The sequence below is a fragment of the uncultured Rikenella sp. genome (assembly GCF_947628055.1).
Lineage (GTDB): Bacteria > Bacteroidota > Bacteroidia > Bacteroidales > Rikenellaceae > Rikenella.
The window spans coordinates 1-15,278 of the sequence record NZ_CANQYJ010000061.1 but is presented as its reverse complement, the minus strand read 5'-3'; the positions used below and the strand labels follow the sequence as shown (position 1 = coordinate 15,278).

Genomic DNA, 15,278 nt, shown 5'->3' with positions numbered 1-15,278 from the left:
CTCGCCGGTTACCGTATCATAGCGACTAACCAAATACGGAGCTTCGCCGCAGGTGATTTCCAAACGGTTCTCGTTAATGTAGTCGCGCCACGTTCTGCCTTCGGGAAAGGTAACCTTACCTTCCGACGGAATCCACGAATGCGAGCCATCGGGGGCATCTACCTCCGTATTGAACACATTATCCCGACCGAACCAGGCGTTGTCCACTAAATTGTTCTGCTTGTTGCAAATCCACGACGGGGTAAAGACCTCTGCCATCTCACGGCTGCGCTGCTGCTGCATTTCGCGGCTCTTGACTGCACGAGGCTTGATGACGTTCCCATTTTTGCCAGTTATGGATTCTACCGTAATTGGGTCGGCATACTGGTAACCGGTCCCCAAGTCGGCATAATTGTCTGTTGCCCAAAAGATATTGACCTGCTGTTCCTCCGTGCTTAACGTATGATCTTTAAGCAACGCCGAGAGCAGTTCGGGCGACCGCTCGAAAATTTCATTCTCCCGTATGTCGATTTGAGGTAATGCCATTAGTCAATCAATGTTATGTCTAATATAGTATTTATAATTATATTAACAGCCAAATTACTCAAATACATAATCAGTTTTATGCAACGCTTTTATAAGTTCTAACATCGATTTATCCACTATCTGATATATAGTGTCGTCTGATATGAGTTTTAAGTTAGGATTGCGTTTATTCTTGTTTTTACGAGCCATGTCTGCCTTTTCAATACTAAATTGCAACCTTAAGAAACGATGCCAAAATGGGGTTGAAAAGGCATATTTTTCCGATCTTGGATTGTAATAAATAATATCAAAAGCAGGACTTTGTAGCTCGTTTAACTTCGCCTTAATTTCATCTTCCTTGAATGTCGCTTTTCCATTATTAACTCTCTTACAGATTTCCTCAAACGACAATTTATCCTTTACATTAATTGTAAGAGTTTTGAGGATATACCAACCTAACTCATTCTTAATTGCACTCTCATAAATGGTCTTTAATGTATCCGAACTACGTTTAATAAAACCATCGACGGCAAATTGGAATGATCTATCATCAATTTGCTGTTTCCTGAATTTTGTTTTGTAGATATGTTTACCTTTACATATATCCATACACATTTGATGAGCAGAAGCACCCAATCTATCAGAATAAAAAACTAATTTTTCTACCAACGATTGTGACGGGGCAATATTTAGTAAGGAGAAGCCATTGCGGATGATTTTTTCAATTTCTTCATCCGTTAATAATGGCACAGAGATTTCTGAAACTCTAGCTTGAAGATTAGGATCAAGCTGTATCAACTCATGAGCGGACTGACAAGCGCCAATACATATAATTTTTGAACTAGGACAATCATTTGCATTATCAACAAATATTTTGATAGCATCTGCAATTCGAACCTTTTCATCAAGCGGGACCTTATGAAAATCTTCGATTAGCCAAACAATCTTATATTCGCCCAGAAATTTTGCCAATTTCTGAGGTGTTAGTTGAGGCGGTAATAATCTCGAATACGTTTCCCCGATTTCAGATGTGCTCTCTGAACTAAGACTTGCTTTAATGCTATTATATTCAGTTGCGATATTACCTTTTAATGAGCTTGACTGTTTATGGGTCCTTCCTGAAACAACATAAACATTAAGTTCATCGAAAGCATTACGAATAAGTTGCTCAAATGTCGTATTACTCTCACAATGAGTCCTAATACAAGTAAATTTATTTTTATTAAGCAGATTTCGGACCGACGATGTTTTTCCACTACCAGAATGCCCAAATACTATAATTTGTTTTCCTGGTGTTTTCATTTCGGACAATAGTTGAGCGTCAATATCTTTACGTTCGACATAGTTTACTTCAGCTGCGGTTGCAGGCGTAAAAACCTCTTCAAGTTTTATTTTAGGCAACTTAAACAATTTAAATATAATTTTTTCAAGTTTCCTCATATTGGGTAGTTAGGTTTCTTTATTAATATTTAATCTTTGAACAAGTCTTCCACCGTTACCACATTCTGCACGCTGTATTGGTACATATTCCGTTTGACTCCAAACGGAGTTATCAGGATCGTATGCACCGCCTTATGCCCTTTTTGCGTTTCGCTGAATCGTCCAACTTTGTGACGCAGACTTTCATCGTCGGTTTTCTCAATGGCATACTCCGTCGTGGAGAATTTCATCTCGCAGAGATTCACAATTTGGTCGGCACGGTCGATGACCATATCTACTTGCGCACCGTCGCCATAGACAGGATCATCTTTTACTCGCCACGAATATATTTGCGTTGAAACACCGGCAATGCCCAACGACTGTTTTATCTGCCGTATATGCTCAAAGCATACCCGTTCAAAAGCAAGTCCTTCCCACGCATTGCGAACAGGCGTATTGGTATTGATACTCCAAAAGTTCTCGTCCACGCCGGCACGGTTATGCAAGAACTTGTAGTAAAACAAAGTATAGTTGTCAATCAGTTGATATATGGCCGTTATGTGCTTTATGCCCTGATAATTATATTTGCGAATAAATCCGCAAGCCTCCAAATCCTCTAATACCCTTGTCAAGATTCCGTTGTTGGATAAACCGCCTTCGTGGACAAGTTCATCCCGGGTCATACCCATCCGTTTTGTGCCGAGCGTTTCAACCACTTTGATATATGGCTCCGGATTCTTAAAAAGGGATTTGTATAACTCGTCATATTCATAATGCAACTTACCTGTTTGCGAGAAAAAGAGTGCATCAATATTCTGGGCTACGCTCTTTCCGCGTTCCAACATGGACCAGTAGAACGGAACGCCGCCCATCACCATATAACACTCCAATACCCCGTAACGGCTCATGCCCAAATGTCGACTTTGGGCATATTGCTCGCACTCGTTAAGTGTGAATGGAGCAAGGTTAATTTTGTAGGTAACCCGATTATGAAGACCGCCGTGATCTTTGAATACATTATTGATAATCCACGAAGTTGCCGAGCCGCAGATAATCAGAAGTATATCTTTCCTCGCCGATGCATAGCCATTCCAAAAATGTTCTATTGCGGAAACAAAGTTTGAACGTGGAGCATCCATCCAAGGCAACTCATCAATAAAAACAACCTTTTTCCCCTCTTTTTGTTGATCAAGCAATTCGGACAGCAAAAAGAAAGCATCCGACCAATCGACGGGAACACGGCATTTTTTCATACCGCACCGAACAAGCGACTGGCGAAACTCCCGCAACTGCGCGCGTGTATTCTGGTTTGCCAAACCCGAATGCTGGAAAGCAAACTTATAGTCGAATGTCTCTCGCACAAGGAATGTTTTGCCCACACGACGTCGACCTGTTACCGCAACAAATTCGGAGTATTCCGATGCGTATGCTTTCAACAATTCTTGTTGTTCTGCCTTTCTGCCGATTATCATAGCATTGCAATTATTGTTTACGAATACAAAGATAACTATTTCACGTTTATACCGCGCTAAATTTTGATTGTTTCTTTTTGTTTAGCGCAAATCAATCGAATTCTATATATTCACTTTACTTTATAGCCTTCGACATATATACGAATAATAAAATCAATATATCCTGTCTTCTATTCCATTATATAAACACATTCTCCAAACCATGCTTATAGAATCTGCCGTTATAATTATAAGTTTTTGTGTATCCTCTAAGTTATTATAGAGCCTATTTTGAAGTTGTTATGTATAAGGTTCCATAATAATTAGAATTATCACTTTCCCCAAACACCACATCAATATTGCCATCCTTGCGAGTTGTCAAACAATAACGAGTCGCTCCATCAACCTTAAATCCCCGGCTATTATGTGTATACTTATCTGAGGCACTTGCATTTGTTTTTGCCGTATCAGAGATAATCGTTATTCTTGGATTTACCAATGAAACAAAATCTGAATGATATGCAGATTCTCTACCATGATGTGGAGCAACTAACACATCTGCATTCTCAACAGCAGATTTAAAGTCTCTTTGCCTCATTAATACATCTAAGGATTCCGTCTCATTATCACCACATACAACAATTTTGATCATAGATAAAGTAAAAACTGTTATTGTGCTGAAATTATTAAAGTTGGAATGGTCGCAAACTGATGTGGAGAATGTCTGAATACCTAGTCCTCCATAATTATCAAGATTCCCGGTATAGTTCTCGTTTTGTGGTGTAACTGGAGAGTTGTATCGGTTATTGATTTCACAATACTTCTCAAACTTTGCTTTATCACAATATCTAACATCTTTCATTACTTCGTCATTGCCTAAAGCCTTTGCTCTATGTAAGATTTTAGGCGAGTTTAAATCAAAATTGAGTATATCATCAATATGGTCAAGATGTGGATGAGTTAATATCATATATGCGATATTATCATATCGCCGTTTGGCAAGAGGAGAAATATTACCACTTTCATATGTGCCCGTACCCAAGTCTATTACTATATATTTCCCATTAGGAGCTTTCACGTGAATAGCTAATCCAAGTTGCACATCCCAAACTGTCATTGTTGCTAGGCTTACCATAATCTTAATTATTTATTTTTCTTCAAATATTCATTCAGTACCTCTCTTGCATAATAATATGCTCGTTCTTTGTATCTACTCCAGCAAATTAGCACTACGATTATCGATAAATATGATTGCCAACAATATAGATTAGACCATATAATCAATATAGCTGAAATTAAGACGGTTGTTAAGATTGTTCTCGACAAAGCATAATGAGCGTTGAAGTCAGGGACTCTGGAATCTTGATCTCCATTTACTTCACGCATAGCCTTACTAAACAATCTATCTTCAGAAGGATTCTCATCCTTGAACCCCTTAATTAATATCTTTCGGACATTCTCAGTTTCATAGAAGCGCGCCTTTTTTATTCCTGTATTTTTAGGAACAAACACGTGATATAACCAGCAATGTTCTTCAGTCCCTTCATTAAGTAATCTTGTAGAAGGCTTTCCTCCTATGGTGAAATAATATATAGGCTCCAATAAACTACCAACGGAATTTATAACATAGCCGCATACAAATGCAAATGCTAAATATGCAACAGTATAATCATTGTTATACTCAATCTGAAATGAGTACATAACAATAATTAACAATACATATCCTACAACAAGACTTGATATTACATCATAATACTTAAAATTCATAACTTTTCCATTTATAAGTTAGCAACTCTTTGAGCCAATCTCGGATAAAGAGTTTTAATTTTTATATTGCTTCAAAAGCAATTCTCTCTGTCTTTTCTATACAATGTTATAAGTTTACTATAGTCTTCTATATTTCTAAAGGGCGACGCGTACACTCCACATTGTATCTCACCATAGGAATGTATTTCCTACATGTTACTACCACATACTCGGAAGATTCCTATGTATGCTGCGTTCAATGATTATTGTTGTTTTGCCTTTCTGCCGATTATCATAGCGTTGCCAATATTGTTTACGGATACAAAGATAATCATTTTTTGTTTATATTGCGCTAAAAACCGATTGTTTCTGCTCGTTTAGCACAAATCAAACGAGTTGTCTTTGTTCAAACTTGACTTTATTGCCGTTCTATATATTCACGAATAATAAAGTCAAATTAAGGGAAAGAATAAGAAATTCTCTTTTTCTCCCCTCATATCGAGATTTAATTTCATCTTCTGTTACGACCATCGGGCGGAGCAGTGGATGACCTGTTATACGCGAAGTCATCTACCATCTTGGCGAAATGAGAGGCGAAGTATTCACGTGCAACTTTTGAGAGTCAGCTGGGCAATTCGAGGTCAAAACGGCCCGACCGACAGGAAAAACGTCTTAAAAATCGTTAAAAGCACAAAAAGTGAGATTTTTTTGAAAAATTTGTTTGCAGGCGAATTTTTCTATCATTTAAGATATATAATATTTATAATCAACTATATACGCCTACTGCATCGGGAAATAAACTCTCTCATACCCGATTAAACCGCCCGCGTTCACACCGGAAAAAGATCGAGAAAAAAAATAAGCCTTAATATTCACAGAATATCAAGGCTTTCGACTGGTGTCGGGGTGACAAGATTCGAACTTGCGACCACTCGCCCCCCAGACGAGTACTCTAACCGGGCTGAGCTACACCCCGCTCATTAACCGGACACAAAAGTACACCTTTTTCAGGAATTTCAAAACCCGAACCGACCGACCTACAGAAAAACTTATCTTTGCAGCTCCAAATCGGAAATAACGACATGTTGCCTACCGCCCTTTTCGCCTGGATGCTAACCCTCGCCGTGCAGCAAACCGACAGCCCGATCGTCGATTCCCGCCAGACATTCGAACAAGCTGTAGCCGGCACCACCGCTCCCGACAGCATCCTGCGAACGCTCACTCTCGTGAACGTCGAATACTACTCTTTCGACGGAAGACTTCACAGCGGTCAGATCATCGTCCACCGCGAACTCGCCGACGATATCCGAGCCGCTTTCCAGAAAATCAAAGCCAGCAGATTCCCCGTACAAAGCGTCATTCCCGTCAAATTCGACAAACCGGACAACGGAACGTCGATGGACACGCTGAACAACACTTACGGATTCCACTACCGGCCGAAAACCACATTCAAAACCCGGCAACTCTCGGCCCATTCATACGGTCGGGCCATCGACATCAACCCATTTCAGAATCCGGCCCGGCTGCGCAACGGCAGAACCATCCCGGCCACAGGACGATACGAACCGCAAGCCCCCGGAACGCTGACCGCCACTTCCCCCCTCACCCGTTTTTTTCGCCAGGCAGGATGGCACTGGGGCGGGACGTGGGCTTGGTCAAAGACTACATGCACTTTGAAAAATGGTAAGCACTCTTTCAGAGTGCCGGGGGCTGCCGTAGTTCGGTCGTTGTGCGTGCCGCAAGGCACTGCGAACCGAAAATCAATGCTATAATATTCGCGGCTCGTTAGAGCCGTCGGGTCGCCGCCTCCCCCGCGGCGGGCCGAAACCTATTTTCGTTCGTCGGCCCTTGCAGGCGGCGACCCTTGCTCACGACAAAGCCTGTCCTGACTCTTTCCAATCGGTTACTAAGAACTTTATTTTATCCGCGCACTGGCGGAAAATCCGGTTTGCAGAACCGGGTGAGCCGGACGCCTCCCCCTCGGGAAGGACGCACAGCGTCTCTTATTTTGGGTAGTTCCAGCCCAACTCTTGCCCAGCCGAAGCCAGCGGTGCCGCCCGACACACGAACCGGACTGTAACTACCCGAAGTTTTCCGGACGTCCGACCCAGAATCATTCGCTCGGCAAAAATTGGGACTCGGCCAGCGCGGGATGTAACAAGCGAAGTGCAGTTACGGCCCGTCGCCGGGGGTGGCGCCGGGTTGTCCGCCTCTGACAAGCCGGAGTTGTCGAGTTCCGAATAATTCCCGCAGGCCACGGAGGCGGCGATGCGACATATCGCTCAGACTGCCATTTTTGTTCATCAAGCGAATAGCACCTGTACACCGGCAAAGGGAAAGACTATGCAAATAAATTCTATTTTTGTCGAGCAAAAACGTAAAGTACAGACAGCAATGGCAATCATAGGATTAGGCAACGCCCTGACCGACATACTGGTACGGCTTCCCGACGACAGCATTCTGCACGAGTTAGGCATCGAACGCGGCGGCATGTACCTGATCGACAGTCAACAACATCGCCAGATAATCGACAAGATCGGACATCTGCCGCAAAGCATAGCTGCCGGAGGATCGGCAGCCAATATGGCCAGCGGTGCGGCTATGCTCGGCACACCGACCGCTTACATCGGCCATATCGGTGCCGACGTCACCGGCGAAGCGTTCCGGGAGTACCAGCAGCGGAAGCACATCAGACCGCTGCTCGGCGTTTCCGAGACGACCCCCTCCGGGAAATGTATCTCCCTGATTCTTCCCGACGGCGAACGGACGATGCTGACCTATTTGGGCGCCGCGCTGGAGATCGGCACACAGCAACTCACTCCGGAAAACATGGCCGGACACAAAGTGCTGTTCATCGAGGGCTACCTGCTCAACTGCCCGGAAGTGATCGAAACGGCGATGAGGACGGCAAAAGCGGTCGGAACACTCGTAGCACTGGATGCCGCCAACTTTACCGTCATCAACGAATTTAAATCTTATGCCGACCGATTGATCGACAGCTATGTGGACATTCTGTTCGCCAATGAGGATGAAGCGGCGGCCCTGACCGGAGCCGATACGCCGGAACAGGCGCTCGAAGTGTTGGCGCCACGCTGCGAGACCGTGGTGGTAAAGATCGGCCCGCGCGGATCGTTGATCGCCCGCGGCACGGAACGCTGCCGCATCGGAACGCTCGATGCCCGGCCTGTGGACAAGACCGGGGCAGGCGACCTCTACGCGGCCGGTTTCCTGCACGGGTTTGTCAAAAGGCTGTCGCTCCGGCAGTGCGGCGAGATGGGGGCGGTGGTCTCCAGCAAAAGCATCGAAGTGCTGGGAGCAGAGTTGCCAGAAAACCTATGGGACTCCATTCGTCCGCTGGTTGCCCGGATCGAAGCCGGGGAGAGCGTCGTCCTCTGACACTCCGACTGACAGATCGGCAGATAAAACTGCCATGCGGCGGCATGGCACGGGAGTTGCACGGACTTTCGGCCGGCGGGGGCAGTTCGACCGAAATTACGTAAAATACACAGAACGATATGCAAAAAGGGAAAATCGGCGTAACGACCGAGAACATCTTTCCGATCATCAAGAAATTCCTCTATTCCGACCACGAAATCTTCCTGCGCGAGTTGATCTCGAATGCCGTGGATGCGACGACCAAGCTCAAGGCGTTGAGTTCGATGGGCGAGTTCGGCGGCGAGCTGGGCGACCTGACCGTCCGCGTGGAGTTGGACGAAAAAGGGAAACGGCTGACCGTCTCGGATCACGGGATCGGGATGACCGAAGAGGAGGTGAACCGATACATCAACCAGATCGCCTTCTCCGGCGCCGAGGAGTTCATGAAGAAATACGAAAACCAGAGCGGCATTATCGGCCATTTCGGGCTGGGGTTCTATTCGGCGTTCATGGTGGCCTCCAAGGTAGAGGTAATCACCAAGTCTTATCAAGAGGGGGCGCAGGCGGTGAAATGGACTTGCGACGGCACGCCGGACTTCACCCTCGAACCGACCGAAAAGGCGGAACGCGGGACGGAAATCATACTCTACCTGTCAGACGACAGCGCGGAATTTGCAGAACGGGCACGGATCGAGGGCTTGCTGAAGAAATACTGCGCATTTCTGCCGGTGCCGATCGCTTTCGGCAAGGAGCAGGAGTGGAAAGACGGCAAATACGTCGATACCGACAAGGAGAATATCATCAACGACACCCATCCGCTGTGGATGCAGAAGCCGACGGATATTACCGAGGAACAGTACGGCGAGTTCTATCGGAAACTCTACCCGATGGCCGACGATCCGTTGTTCCATATCCACCTGAACGTGGACTATCCGTTCAACCTGACGGGGATTCTCTACTTTCCTAAGATCAAGAACAACTTCGAGATTCAGAAGAACAAAATCCAGCTCTACTCGAATCAGGTCTACGTGACGGATTCGGTCGAGGGGATCGTGCCGGACTTCCTGACCTTGCTGCACGGGGTGATTGACTCGCCGGACATTCCGCTGAACGTGTCGCGGAGCTACTTGCAGAGCGACAGCAATGTGAAGAAAATCTCGGGGTACATTACGAAAAAGGTGGCGGACCGGCTGGCCGACCTGTTCAAGAACGGGCGGCAGGACTATGAGGCGAAGTGGGACGACCTGAAGCTCTTCATCCAGTACGGAATCATCAGCGAAGAGAAGTTCGGCGAACGGGCCGGAGAGTTCACCCTGCTCAAGAATACGGAGGGGAAATATTTTACGATAGATGAATATACGGAGGTGATCAAGGGCGCTCAGACGGACAAGAACGGCAAGATCGTCCACCTGTACAGCAACGACCCGGTGGCGCAGCACAGCTTTGTCGAAGCGGCGCGGGGCAAGGGGTATGATGTATTGGTGATGGACAGTCCGTTGGAAGCGCACTTCATCGCGTTCCTCGAAAACAAGCACAGCGACTGGAAATTCATCCGCGTGGATGCGGACACGGTCGAAAAGCTGATCGAGAAGGAGGAACAGTTAGCGATGGCTTTGACTTCCGCCCAGCAACAGCTGTTGACACCAGTCTTCGAGTCGCAGCTGCCGACGGACGACAAGAGCCGTTTCCATGTGCAGTTCGAGGCGATGGATCCGGCTTCGGCACCGATCGTCATCACGCAGGGCGAGTTCATGCGGCGGATGAAAGATATGTCGAAAGTGGGGGGAGGGATGTACAGTTTCTACGGCGAAATGCCGGACAGCTACAATGTGGTGGTGAACGGCAACCATCCGTTAGTGATCGAGGTGCTGGGCGAAACGCAGAACGCCACGGGCGAGGAACTGGCGCCGATAGACAAGGAGCTTAAGGCCGCTGAAAGTGAAAAATCGGCACTGAACGGGTTGCTCAAGGACAAGAAAGAAGAGGAAATTTCGCAGGAGGAAAAGGACAAACGGTCGGAGATCGAGAAGAAGATCGGCGAGATCGAGGGGAAACGGCGCGAATTGTTGCGGAATGCGGGGGCGCAGAATGTCATTGTGGGGCAGTTAGTCGATCTGGCGTTGCTGGCCAACGGGATGCTGAAAGGCGAAGCGCTGACCAAATTCATTCGGCGAAGTGTGGAAGTGGTCGGCAAATCGGCCGAACAGAAAAAATAGTTTCGGCTTCGGCCGACGAAAGCAAGCGGGTTATCCTTGATTTTCAAGGATAACCCGCTCTTTATTTGGAACCCGCCCAGTCTGGTTCCGCAAATCCGCACAACCGCAATAAGGCACCCCATATAGGCACGCCATGCAAGGAATCGACCGTTTCGGCAGGCGGCATCTTGAAACGACCGCACCGGCTTCGGAACCGTCCTTCCCGGAATGATTCAATAGCCCAATCCCACTCCGACAGCCCTTACCAACCTCCGCCCAGCGCCTTATAAAGCGAGACATACTCCGCCAGCTGCGCCGCCAAGACCTCCGAAAAGCCGATCTGCGTCGAGAACAACTCCCGCTCGGCATCCAGCACATCTAAATACGTATTCGACCCGTTCCGGTACAGCTCCTGCGTCAGCATCTGAGTAGTCCTCGTAGCCTGCAGCAATTCGCGGTACCGATTCACCTGGGTATGGTAGGTGGCAATGCCGGCCAGCGCGCTCTCCACCTCGCCCAACGCCGCAATGACCGTCTGTTCGTAATTCAGAATCGCCTGTTTGTTCTCCTCACGCGCAATCTCTTCGGCCCGTTTATTCTTCCCCCAGGCGAACAGCGGCTGGGCGATCGACAAGGCAGCCGACCAGCCGAAAGGATTGCCGTGGACGAGACCTTTCAGCGTAGAGGAAAAGAGCCCTCCGTCGCCCGTCAGTGTAACGGACGGGTAACGGTTCGCCACAGCGACACCCACATGGGCCGTAGCCGCAGCCACCCGGTAATAAGCCTCCCGAATATCGGGCCTCCGATCGAGCAGCGAAGCGGGCAGGCCGACAGGAACCTCGGCCGGAACCAGTACGGAAGTGAACAGCCGCGTCCCGTCCACATCGAAGAAGCGGGGATTCCGACCCAGCAAAGCGCAAAGCGCCGTTTCGGCCTGAACCTTCGCCCGTTCGTACTGCGGAATCGCGGCAGCCGCGGTGGCCGTCAGACTTCGGGCCTGCTCCAGATCGACCGACGACGACATACCGTAATAAACCAGCGAGTCGATAATATCCTGCGACGCTTTGCGCAGTTCGTATGTTTCCTGCGCAATACGCAGCGACATGTCGTATTGCAACAGATTGAAATAGGTGGTCGCCACCTCGGCGGCCAGCGAAAGCATCAGCGAACGGTAATTCTGCTCCGTGGCCAGCATCTGAGCCTGGGCGGATTCGGCCGTGTGCCGAAGTTTTCCGAACAGATCGATTTCCCAGGCAACGGTTGCCTGGATTTCGTATTTCTGGATCACTTCGCCGTTCGCGCCTTCATACGAGGCCCCCGTATTCCGTCCCAGATCGAATTCCGGCCCGAACCCCGTCCGAGCCATTTTCAATTGCAGCCGCGCCTGCTCGATCCGCGAGGCAGCCACAGCTAAGTTCCGGTTGCTGTCCAAAGCCTGTTCGATCAGGTCCGTCAGGGTCGGATCGCCGAAACTCCGCCACCAGGCCAAATTGACCACCGTATCGCCCCGCGTACCGACCGAGTCATAGATATACGCCGAAGGAACCGTAACCTCCGGCGATCTGAATTTAGGCCCGACGGCGCAACCTGCCAAACCGAGAGTTACGGCCAGCACCACCGGCCAATTACGCTTGCTTCTCACTTTTTTCATCTTTCAGGTCGTTAAGTCTGCGTTCGCGGATGCGTTCAAACCGCCCCACTTTCGCGATAAAAGCATAGAGAGCCGGGTAGACGAACACGCCGAACAGCGTGGCGACACCCATGCCGCCCACCAACGCGACACCCATCACCGTCTGGGCCACCGAGGACGCTCCGCTGGCAAAGATCAGCGGCGTCACGCCCAGCAGGAATGCCAGCGCCGTCATAATGATCGGCCGGAACCGGAGGTGAGCGGCCTCCATAGCGGCGGTCACCACATCTTTCCCTTCGTCGAAAAAGGCTTCATTGGCATATTCCACGATCAGGATCGCATTTTTGGCCGACAGGCCGATCAACAGAATCAGTGAGATCTGCATAAAGATATTATCCACATAAACCGGGTCGAACAAGCGGGCCAGGAAAATAAACGCCATCGCCCCGAAGACCGCGAACGGCACCCCCAGCAGAATCGACCAGGGCAGCGTCCAGCTCTCGTACAACGCCGCAAGGATCAGGAAAACGAAAACCACCGCAATGACGAACGCCCCTATGCCATTCCCCGAAGCATTCCGCTCCTGGAACGACATCCCGCTCCAAGCGATACCCACATCCCGGGGCAGCACCGAGTCGGCCAGGGCCTGCAAGGCATCCATCGCCTGCGTCGACGAGTAGGCGCTCGCCGCATTGGCATTCAGGGCAATCGACCGGTACAGATTGAACTGGGTCACAAATTCCACACCCGTGGTGTCTCCGATCGAAACGAACGAAGCCAGCGGCACACTCTCGCCTTCGGCATTGGTCACGAAATAGCTCATCAGGTCGTCTTTCGTCTGCCGATACTCCGCTTCGCTCTGCACATAGGTCTGGTATATCTTGCCGAAACGGTTGAAATTATTGATATACGCTCCGCCGAGATAGGTGGCAAGCACGCTGTGGATCTCATCTAACGACACACCCTGCTGGAACGCCTGGTTTTCGTCGATCATCACCTTGCGCTGCGGCACGCCCGCATCGAACTGCGTCGTCACGGTCGATATTTCGGGCAGGTTCCGGGCTTTTTCCAAGAATTCGTCGGTATAGCGGGCCAGATAGGGAATCCCGTTCCCTCCCCGATCCTGCACCATCAGCGACACGCCGGAAGTCGTTCCCAAGCCCGGAATGGCAGGCGACTGGAAAGCGAAAGCCTGCGCATCGTTGATCCGGACATACAATTCGTCGTTCAACTGATCCGCCAACTGCATGGCCGTGGTCTTGCGCTGACTGTAATCCACCAGCGTCACGAACAGCACCCCGCTGTTGGACGAAGCCACGCCCGAAAGCATGTTGAACCCGGCCACCCCGGCCGTATACCGGACTTCGGGCCGCTGAGAAACGATCCGCTGAATCTCCGTGACCGCCTGTTGCGTCCGTTCCACCGAAGCTGCGTTGGGCAGATTGATCCCGATCATCAGATAGCCCTGGTCTTCCTGCGGCAGGAAACCGCCCGGAATGGCCCGCGCAAGGCCGAAAATCGCCAACCCGATAACGGCAATGAAAACCAGCGACCGGCCCGCATGCCGTGCGACCGTCTTTGAAAAGCTCAGGTAGCCTTCCACCCGACGGTTGAACCAGCGGTTGAACAGGCCGAAAAATCCTTTCGTCGCGGGTTCTTTCTTCCGCAGGACGAGCGAACACAAAGCAGGAGACAAGGTCAGCGCATTGAATGAAGAAATCACCACCGACAGAGCGATCGTAATCGCGAACTGCTGGTACAGCTTTCCGGTAATTCCGCCGATGAACGACACGGGAATGAACACGGCGGCCAGCACCACCGTCGTGGCGATGATCGGCCCCGATACCGACTTCATAGCCGCCCGCGTAGCCTGTTTCGGATTCATTCCGCTGGCAATGTTGACCTGAACGGCTTCGATCACCACAATGGCGTCATCCACCACTAACCCGATGGCTAAGATAAGCCCCAGCAGCGAAAAGATATTGACCGAGAATCCGAGCAGCGGAAAGAGCATGAAGGCCCCCACTAACGAAACCGGAATGGCGACCACAGGGACGATCATGGCCCGGATGTCCTGTATGAACAGATAGATAATCAGCACCACCAGCACCAACGCGATAACCAAGGTAGTCACGATGTCGCTGATCCCCGACCGGATGGACTGCGTGGCGTCCACCACCACGTCGTAGCCGATTCCGTCATTGAATTTTTGGGAAATCTCCTCCATCTTGGCCTTGACCGCCGAGCCGACCTCCATGGCATTGCTGCCGGGCGCCTGATAAACGACGATCATGGCCGCCGGATGCTGGTTGAAATTGGAGTTGACGCCGTAAGTCTGGCTCCCCAGCTCCACGCGGGCCACATCGCCCAGCCGGATCTGGCCTCCGTCGGGCAAAGTTCGGATCACGATATTCTCATACTCCTCGGCCGAATTGATCTGCGGCGGCATGGTGACGGTATAGGTGAACTCCGTACCCCGGGGGCTGGGTTCGCCGCCCAGCTTCCCGGCCGGGAAAACCCCGCTCTGCGCCTCGATGGCCGAGGTTATGTCGTTCAGCGAAACATCCAGATAGTCCAATACATCGGGCTTGATCCAAATACGCATCGAATACTCGCCCGAACCCATGATCTGCACCTTGCCCACTCCGTCGATCTTCAACACTTCGTTCTGAATGTTGATATAGGCGTAGTTGGCCAGGAAATTGTCGTCGTAACGTCCGTCGCTGTAAATGGCGAAGACCATCAGGTAACCGCTCATCGACTTGACCGTCGTCAGCCCCTGCTGGCGCACCTCCGAGGGAAGCATCGGCGTGGCCGTCGCCACCCGGTTCTGGGTGAAAACCGCGTTCATATCCGGATCGGAATCCACGGCGAAAGTAGCCGTCAGAGCCATCGTCCCGTCGCTCGCACTGGTAGTCTGCAAATAGAGCATGTCGCTCACGCCCATAATGCTCTGCC

Annotated in this window: 9 protein-coding genes, 1 tRNA gene and 1 pseudogene; 3 read left to right on the top strand and 8 right to left on the bottom strand. The window is 49.7% G+C overall.

Annotated elements, in window-relative coordinates; translation table 11 throughout:
• The 6 genes and pseudogenes from Q0Z93_RS06750 to Q0Z93_RS06725 all read right to left on the bottom strand — a co-directional run.
• Positions 1 to 525: pseudogene (locus tag Q0Z93_RS06750) on the bottom strand (restriction endonuclease subunit M); the annotation flags it as partial.
• 54 nt (positions 526 to 579) lie between these two features.
• Positions 580 to 1,944: an AAA family ATPase gene (locus Q0Z93_RS06745; protein ID WP_298064093.1), complete on the bottom strand. Its 1,365-nt coding sequence runs from the start codon at positions 1,942 to 1,944 to the stop codon at positions 580 to 582.
• A gap of 29 nt (positions 1,945 to 1,973) precedes the next feature.
• Complete coding sequence (locus Q0Z93_RS06740) at positions 1,974 to 3,395, bottom strand: ATP-binding protein (RefSeq protein ID WP_298064090.1); 1,422 nt, start codon at positions 3,393 to 3,395, stop codon at positions 1,974 to 1,976.
• 265 nt (positions 3,396 to 3,660) lie between these two features.
• A complete protein-coding gene (locus Q0Z93_RS06735) occupies positions 3,661 to 4,509 on the bottom strand; it encodes an MBL fold metallo-hydrolase (protein ID WP_298064088.1) in 849 nt (282 codons plus the stop codon).
• A gap of 8 nt (positions 4,510 to 4,517) precedes the next feature.
• The gene (locus Q0Z93_RS06730; protein ID WP_298064086.1) at positions 4,518 to 5,141 is read right to left on the bottom strand and encodes a hypothetical protein; all 624 of its coding nucleotides are present in this window, start codon (positions 5,139 to 5,141) and stop codon (positions 4,518 to 4,520) included.
• Between the two features lie 880 nt (positions 5,142 to 6,021).
• A tRNA-Pro gene (locus Q0Z93_RS06725) sits at positions 6,022 to 6,096 on the bottom strand.
• Positions 6,097 to 6,202: 106 nt separating this feature from the next.
• Between Q0Z93_RS06725 and Q0Z93_RS06720 the strand changes: the two genes are divergently transcribed.
• The 3 genes from Q0Z93_RS06720 (at position 6,203) to htpG (ending at position 10,711) form a co-directional block, all read left to right on the top strand.
• On the top strand, positions 6,203 to 6,892 hold the full coding sequence (locus tag Q0Z93_RS06720) for a M15 family metallopeptidase (protein ID WP_298064084.1): 690 nt from the start codon (positions 6,203 to 6,205) through the stop codon (positions 6,890 to 6,892).
• Positions 6,893 to 7,514: 622 nt separating this feature from the next.
• Positions 7,515 to 8,516 carry an adenosine kinase gene (locus tag Q0Z93_RS06715; RefSeq protein ID WP_298064081.1) on the top strand — a complete coding sequence of 334 codons (1,002 nt, stop codon included), beginning with the start codon at positions 7,515 to 7,517 and terminating at the stop codon, positions 8,514 to 8,516.
• 119 nt (positions 8,517 to 8,635) lie between these two features.
• Positions 8,636 to 10,711, top strand: a complete 2,076-nt coding sequence (gene htpG / locus Q0Z93_RS06710; RefSeq protein ID WP_298064079.1) for a molecular chaperone HtpG — start codon at positions 8,636 to 8,638, stop codon at positions 10,709 to 10,711.
• A gap of 241 nt (positions 10,712 to 10,952) precedes the next feature.
• Here the strand turns inward: htpG and Q0Z93_RS06705 are convergent, their stop codons facing one another.
• Positions 10,953 to 12,341: an efflux transporter outer membrane subunit gene (locus Q0Z93_RS06705; RefSeq protein WP_298064077.1), complete on the bottom strand. Its 1,389-nt coding sequence runs from the start codon at positions 12,339 to 12,341 to the stop codon at positions 10,953 to 10,955.
• Positions 12,316 to 15,278: efflux RND transporter permease subunit (locus Q0Z93_RS06700; RefSeq protein WP_298064074.1), on the bottom strand; the 2,963-nt coding region annotated here is incomplete at its 5' end. The genes Q0Z93_RS06700 and Q0Z93_RS06705, both read right to left, overlap by 26 nt.

What these genes read in the sequence shown, in the direction of transcription:
- Q0Z93_RS06745 (WP_298064093.1), bottom strand. Translation starts at nt 1,944, where the DNA reads ATGAGGAAACTTGAAAAAATTATATTTAAATTGTTTAAGTTGCCTAAA.
- Q0Z93_RS06740 (WP_298064090.1), bottom strand. Translation starts at nt 3,395, where the DNA reads ATGATAATCGGCAGAAAGGCAGAACAACAAGAATTGTTGAAAGCATAC.
- Q0Z93_RS06735 (WP_298064088.1), bottom strand. Translation starts at nt 4,509, where the DNA reads ATGGTAAGCCTAGCAACAATGACAGTTTGGGATGTGCAACTTGGATTA.
- Q0Z93_RS06730 (WP_298064086.1), bottom strand. Translation starts at nt 5,141, where the DNA reads ATGAATTTTAAGTATTATGATGTAATATCAAGTCTTGTTGTAGGATAT.
- Q0Z93_RS06720 (WP_298064084.1), top strand. Translation starts at nt 6,203, where the DNA reads ATGTTGCCTACCGCCCTTTTCGCCTGGATGCTAACCCTCGCCGTGCAG.
- Q0Z93_RS06715 (WP_298064081.1), top strand. Translation starts at nt 7,515, where the DNA reads ATGGCAATCATAGGATTAGGCAACGCCCTGACCGACATACTGGTACGG.
- htpG (WP_298064079.1), top strand. Translation starts at nt 8,636, where the DNA reads ATGCAAAAAGGGAAAATCGGCGTAACGACCGAGAACATCTTTCCGATC.
- Q0Z93_RS06705 (WP_298064077.1), bottom strand. Translation starts at nt 12,341, where the DNA reads ATGAAAAAAGTGAGAAGCAAGCGTAATTGGCCGGTGGTGCTGGCCGTA.